Origin of the sequence: Pseudoflavonifractor phocaeensis (assembly GCF_021531815.1) — a bacterium.
In the GTDB taxonomy this organism is placed as follows: domain Bacteria; phylum Bacillota; class Clostridia; order Oscillospirales; family Oscillospiraceae; genus Lawsonibacter; species Lawsonibacter phocaeensis_A.
The window spans coordinates 24084-30373 of the sequence record NZ_JADYUM010000023.1 but is presented as its reverse complement, the minus strand read 5'-3'; the positions used below and the strand labels follow the sequence as shown (position 1 = coordinate 30373).

At 62.3% G+C, this 6290-nt stretch carries 4 protein-coding genes; 1 reads left to right on the top strand and 3 read right to left on the bottom strand.

Annotated elements, in window-relative coordinates; all coding sequences use genetic code 11:
• Nucleotides 1–489 precede the first annotated feature (489 nt).
• The 3 genes from I6E42_RS11755 to I6E42_RS11745 form a co-directional block, all read right to left on the bottom strand.
• Complete coding sequence (locus tag I6E42_RS11755; protein ID WP_235372201.1) at nucleotides 490–3156, bottom strand: cation-translocating P-type ATPase; 2667 nt, start codon at nucleotides 3154–3156, stop codon at nucleotides 490–492.
• 151 nt (nucleotides 3157–3307) lie between these two features.
• Complete coding sequence (locus I6E42_RS11750; protein ID WP_235372200.1) at nucleotides 3308–4591, bottom strand: peptidylprolyl isomerase; 1284 nt, start codon at nucleotides 4589–4591, stop codon at nucleotides 3308–3310.
• Between the two features lie 108 nt (nucleotides 4592–4699).
• Nucleotides 4700–5356, bottom strand: coding sequence for a helix-turn-helix transcriptional regulator (locus tag I6E42_RS11745; protein WP_235372199.1), 657 nt, complete (start codon nucleotides 5354–5356; stop codon nucleotides 4700–4702).
• A gap of 562 nt (nucleotides 5357–5918) precedes the next feature.
• Between I6E42_RS11745 and I6E42_RS11740 the strand changes: the two genes are divergently transcribed.
• Complete coding sequence (locus tag I6E42_RS11740) at nucleotides 5919–6290, top strand: RidA family protein (protein WP_235372198.1); 372 nt, start codon at nucleotides 5919–5921, stop codon at nucleotides 6288–6290.

The window sequence follows — 6290 nt, the reverse complement described above, 5'->3', positions numbered from 1 at the left end:
ACTCCTGTCTGGGGTGGGGCGGGTCGGTGGGGCGTTGGAACATAAAGCCTCCCTCCTTCCGGAATAGTTTGCCGGAACGGAGGGAGGTTATGCAGCCAGATGTAAATTTTCGTTGATAGAGGCAAAGAGATTTCGCCCTGCGGGGCGAGTTCTTTTTGCAGCGATGCAAAAGGAACCAGAAGATTGCTGGGGGACGGGCTGCGCAGTCAGGAACCACGGCCTACAATTAGGAAACTCAGGCGCCGTAGGACAGTGGCAGAGGCGCCCCATTCTCTGATCACTCAGGGCCTGGGAGGCCCGGATGGAGAGGCAGCAAAACCAGGGCTTTGCACGCCGGACGTGAGGCAGGCTTTTTGTAGGACGCCCCTTGGGGGCCGGGGCCGAAGCCCCGGAGATTTTTTGGTACTTTTGTATCTCTACAAAAGTACCTCGCCCGGAGGTGAAACATCCCCATCTCCCGTCCCGCCCGCAGGCGAAATCCTCATAAAACTAAAATTTACGGGCCGTTTTTTGGCGTGTAAGGGGATTTGCCATGTTTCCCGCTCCAGAGTCCCGCCGGGTCAGGGCCTTGCCCGCCTCACAGATGGGCACCGGGGCCATGGCCAGCAGGAACACGGTGAGCCACTGGCGACCGCTCATTAAGATAACAGAGAACACCCCCCGCAGGGGCGGAATGAGCAGTACCGACAACTGGAGGGCCATGCCCACCAGGAACGCCCGGTTCATGGCCGGGTTGGACAGCACCCCCTGAGAGAACAGGGACCGGTCCTCGCTGCGGACGTTGAAAGCGTGGAACAGCTGGCATAGGGTCAGGGTGGCGAAGGCCATGGTGTTGGCCGTGGCCCCCTCCAGTCCCGGAGCCGCCAGCCGGGTAAAGCCCAAAAAGTAAGCCGCCAGGGTGAGTCCCCCCACCATCAGTCCCTGCCAGGCCAGCCGCAGGGAAAACTGCTTGCTGAACAGCCCGGCCCGGGCGTCCCGGGGCCGCTCCTCCATGACTCCCTCCTCCACCGGCTCCACCCCCAGAGCCAGGGCGGGCAGGGAATCGGTGACCAGATTGAGCCACAGCAGCTGCACCGGAACCAGGGGCATCTGTCCGAAGTCCAGAAGGGTGGCCACAAAAATGATGAAGATCTCCCCGATGTTGCAGGACAGCAGGTAATGGATCGCCTTGCGGATATTGGAATAGATGCCCCGCCCCTCCTCGATAGCGGCCACGATGGTGGAGAAGTTGTCGTCGGTGAGGATCATGTGAGCGGCCCCCTTGGCCACGTCGGTGCCCGCCTTCCCCATGGCGCAGCCGATGTCCGCCGCCTTCAGGGCGGGGGCGTCGTTCACCCCGTCCCCCGTCATGGCCACCACGTGGCTCTTCTTCTGCCAGGCCTTGACGATGCGGGTCTTGTGCTCCGGCGACACCCGGGCGAAGACGGAGAACTTCTCAATGTCCTCCTCCAGCATTTCCTGGGGCATAAAGTCCAGCTCCGGCCCCGTCACCGTCAATCCCCCGGGTCGGAGGATGCCCAGCTCCCGGGCCACGGCGGCAGCGGTGGCCCGGTGGTCCCCGGTGATCATCACCGGGCGCACCCCCGCCAGGTGGCACTTGTCCACGGCGGCCCGCACCTCGGGCCGGGGCGGGTCCATCATGCCGAACAGGCCTAGAAAGGTCAATCCGCTCTCCACCGCCCGGGGTTCCAGGCCCGGAGGCAGAATGGCCAGCTCCCGCCGGGCCACGGCAATGACCCGCAGGGCCTTCTCCGCCATCTCCTCGTTGGCCGCCAGCACCCTGCGGCGGTCGGCGGAGGTGAGGGCGCCTGCCGGCCCGGCCACACAGCGGTCCAGGAGCACGTCGGGCGCCCCCTTGACAAAGACGGTCCACCCCCCCTCCGGCCGGGGATGGATGGTGGACATGAGCTTCCGCCCCGAGTCGAAGGGGATGTCCGCCGTCCGGGGCCGCTCCGCCTCCAGCTTGCCCTGGTCCACCCCCTCCCGGGCGGCAGCCACCACCAGCGCCCCCTCGGTGGGGTCGCCGGAGGCTGTGGGGGCTCCGGCTTTCCACACCAGCTTTGCGTCGGAACACAGGCACCCGGCCACCAGAGCGTCCCGCCGGTGTCCCCCCGGGGGCGTCCACAGCTCCTGGACGGTCATTTTGTTCTGGGTCAGGGTCCCCGTTTTATCCGAGCAGATGACGCTGGCACAGCCCAGAGTCTCCACCGCGGGCAGCTTCTTCACAATGGCCCCCCGGGCCGCCATCCGCTGGACCCCCAGGGCCAGGACGATGGTGACGATGGCGGGCAGGCCCTCGGGGATGGCGGCTACCGCCAGGGAGACGGCGGTGAGGAACATATCCAGCATATTCTTCCCCTGGAGCAGCCCCACCCCGAACATCACGGCGCACACCGACAGGCACAGGAAGGACAGGGACTTGGAGATCTCCCCCATCTTCCGCTGGAGGGGGGTCTCCCCCTCCTTCTTTTCCAGGAGGAGGTTGGCGATATGGCCCATCTGGGTGTCCATCCCCGTGGCCACCACCAGGGCCTTGCCCCGCCCGACGGTGATGAGGGTGCCCGAGAGGAGCATGTTCCGCCGGTCCCCCAGGGGAGTGTCGGGGGGCAGGGACTCCACCGGTTCCTTCTCTACGGGCACCGACTCCCCGGTCATGGCGGACTCGTCGGCCTGGAGGCGGCTGCACTCCAGGACCCGGGCGTCGGCGGGCACCTGGTCCCCCGCCTCCAGCAAGATCACGTCTCCGGGCACCAGGGAGGCCGCCGGGAGCCGCTGGGCCGTGCCGTCCCGCAGCACATGGGCCGTGGGAGAGGACATCCGCCGCAGCTCCTCCAGGGCCTGCTGGGCGTGGTCCTCCTGGGTGATGGAGATGACGCCGTTGACCAGGACGATGATGAGGATGATGACCCCGTCCAGCCAGTCCTCTCCGCCGCTGGCCGCCAGAGACAGCCCCGCCGCCGCCAACAGCACCAGGATCATGGGGTCCTTCAGCTGCGCCAGCACCCGGGCCGGCATGGAGGGACCCTTGGGCTGCTCCAGCTGGTTGGGGCCCATCTTCTCCAGCCGCCGCGCCCCCTCCCGGACTGTCAGCCCCTCCGGGCCGCTGTCCAGCTCCTTCATGATCTGGGAGACCGGCCTGCTGTGCCACTCGCCCATATGTACCACGCTCCTTCCCATTCTCCGGTTGTCCTAACAGTATAGAGCATGGCCTGTCCCGTTTTTGGGGGAATCCTGGGGAATGGGCAAAAAAGGACCCGGGTCCCTTCCCGCCGGAAGGTCCCGGGTCCTGTCATATCATGTACTCAAATCAGCCCTGGCTGCCGGAAGCGCTGCCGTCCGCGGAGCTGTCCGGGTTCTTGGCGCTGATGACCGCCTGGATCTCCTGGTAGGCGCCCTCCTGGAGGGCCTGGGCCTTCTCCCAGAAGTCGGAGGGATCGATGGCGTCATAGGCGTCGTTGGTCTGGATGGCGTAGTCCACCAGCCACTGGTCCCCCAGCTCCTGCATCTTGCTGGACACCAGCTGGTCCCGGAACTGGTCCAGGTCCTCCAGGGGCAGGCGGAGGATGATGTGGTAGCCGTAGTCGCTCTCCACCACGCCGCTGATCTCCCCGTCCTTCAGGGCCAGGGCGGCCTCCTCAAACTCGGGGACCATCTGGCCCTTGTAGGCGGTATAGCCGTCGGGATAGGCGGACAGGCCGCTGTCCTCGCTGTTCTCGTTCATCAGGGTGTCAAAGAGGGCCACAGGGTCATCGGCGGCCCGGAGCTGGGCCAGGAGGTCGTCGGCCTTGGCCTTCTTCTCGGCTACGGTGGCCTCGTCCAGCGGGGCGAAGCCGGAGGTGCCGTCCTCATTGGTCACCTGCTCTTCCATGTTTTTAGTCAGCAGAAGGATGTGCTTGGCCCGGTAGTAGCCCAGGTCATCCTGGGCGTAGGCTACCACTTCAGCGTCGGTGGGATAGCCCGCGCTGCCCTGGCCGAAGTAGTGCTCCTGCAGCAGGGTGCCCATCTCCCCCGCCAGACACATCTTCTGGAACACATCCGGGGTCATCATGTTCAGCCAGTAGTAGTGCTCCGCCGTCTTCTCATCGCCCAGCTGCTCCTGGATGGTGGCCCGGTCGGCCTCCACCCCGTCCACCGTCTCCTGGGACAGGGTCAGGCCCTCCTTCGCCCCCACCTCGGGCAGCAGGCGGTAGTAAGCGGCCAGCTGGAGGGCGGTATACAGCATGGACTGCTCCATGGTGGTCCCGCCCACGTCGCTGTCCCAGGGCAGCTCGGTGACGCCGTACATGCTGTACTGCTGGAGGGTATAGCCGATGTTGTAGTTCAGCCAGTAGAGCAGGCTGTCGGCGGTGACCTCATAGTCCCCCGCGGTGGCCACCACGGTGTCCCCCGACAGGCCGGCGGTGGCCAGGTAGGGGTCGGTCACCCCGGTCAGGTCCATGGCCTCCACGGCCGGAGTATCGGCGGAACTAGAGGCGGAGGAAGACGCCGACGCGGAGGAGGAGGCGCTGTCCCCCTTGGAGCAGCCGGATAACAGAGAGGCCCCCAGAGCCAGGGTCAGCCCGAAGGCCAGGATTCTTTTTGTCATAGTCATGGGTAAGGATTCCTTTCAAATGAGGAAGTCTGCCCGGCCGCGGCCGGCAGTATGGTCAATCATAGCATAAAGGTCATACGGAGACAAGGCGGATTTTCTTCCTGTCTCCTACTTTTTCTCCGTGTTTCTCAGGTGGAGATACACCGTGTTCTTGGAGATCCCCAGATTTTCCGCCACATTTGCCACGGCGTCTTTCATGTTGAAGATGCCCTTCTGATACAGCAGGCGGATGATCTCTTTATTTTTGTTGTTGGAGGACACCGACATGTCGCTGTAGACCTGGGCTTTCACATCCTCCAGGGTGGAGAAGATCAGTCCGTCCGCATTCTTGCTGAAGGTCTCCGGCGAGTTGTTCCAGGAGACCTCCTCCGGCACAAACCCGGCAAAAAAGCTGGAGACAGACAGCTCCATGTGAAAATTGACGCACAGCAGGCCGATGATCCGCTTCCCTTCCCCCACCACGGGGATGGTGACGGACTTTAGCATCTTTCCGTTCTTCTTGTTGAAATAGGGCTTTACCTCCAGGTCTTTCCTGCGGTTCAGGTCGTCCAGCATGGTCAGCGCCAGATCCGTGATTGGAGCGCCCTCTTTTCTGCCCGTGTAGTGGCCGTTGATGATCTTGATCACCGAGTGGTCCAGGTCCTCCAGGCTATGCAGGATCAGCTCATAGCCCTCCCCCAAATATGCCGAAAGCCCATCCATCATGGTCTTGTAAGATTCCAGGATCATCTTGTCCGCGGCAGACAGCACCAAATAATTGGCCAAACCACGACCTCCTTTCCAATACATAGTAAAACCAACGATTCTATTATAATGCGTACTGAACAAAGCCGCAAGCCTTGAAAGCCAAGTCTTTCAAGGCCAATTGGCTTTGTTCAAGTGCAAGGATTTCGGGCAAAACTGTCCAAAATCCTTGCACCTTCCGCTGGAGCGCCTCAGCGTTCCAGCGGAAATACGCATTGTAACAATGTCTAAATTTCACAAAAACAGCTAAAATTAGCTGTTTTTGCGAAATTGCGCGGCGCTTGCCGCGCGAATAAACCGCTTTGCGGTTTATTCAGTAAACATTATTATAACGCGGGAACCGGCAAAAACAAGAATCTGCGGCAAAGTTTTTCTCGGGATCTCCCGCCCCCCGCGCTGTCCCGGCAGGCCGCTTTCGCCGCCGTGCCCCGTTCCCACATTTCTGTCACATTGCTAAAAAATATTTTATTAAGTAAACTAAATACTATTGACTAAAATATTATTCAGCGTTATACTTCATTTTAGTAACGTACTGGCCTGCCCGTGCCGGCAACCGGCGGGTCAGACGGTGGAGGTGTTTACCATGGAAACCATATATACCCCCGCGGCACCGGAGGCCATCGGCCCCTATTCCCAGGCCATCCGCCACGGGGACCTGGTCTTTACCTCCGGGCAGATCCCCATTTGCCCGGAGACCGGCCTTCTGGCCGGCGATGAGATTGAGGCGCAGGCGGAACAGGTCATGAAAAATGTCCAGGCCGTCCTGGAAGCCGCCGGGAGCCATCCGGACCGCACCATCAAAACCACCTGCTTTTTGGCCAGCATGGACGACTTCGCCCAGTTCAACGCCGTCTATGCCAAATATTTCACCAAAAAGCCGGCCCGCTCCTGCGTGGCGGTGAAGACCCTGCCCAAGAATGTCCTGTGCGAGGTCGAAGCCATTGCGGAGCTGTAA

Excerpts from the sequence above, each read along its gene's own strand:
- I6E42_RS11750 (WP_235372200.1), bottom strand. The coding sequence starts at position 4,591 with ATGACTATGACAAAAAGAATCCTGGCCTTCGGGCTGACCCTGGCTCTG.
- I6E42_RS11740 (WP_235372198.1), top strand. The coding sequence starts at position 5,919 with ATGGAAACCATATATACCCCCGCGGCACCGGAGGCCATCGGCCCCTAT.
- I6E42_RS11755 (WP_235372201.1), bottom strand. The coding sequence starts at position 3,156 with ATGGGCGAGTGGCACAGCAGGCCGGTCTCCCAGATCATGAAGGAGCTG.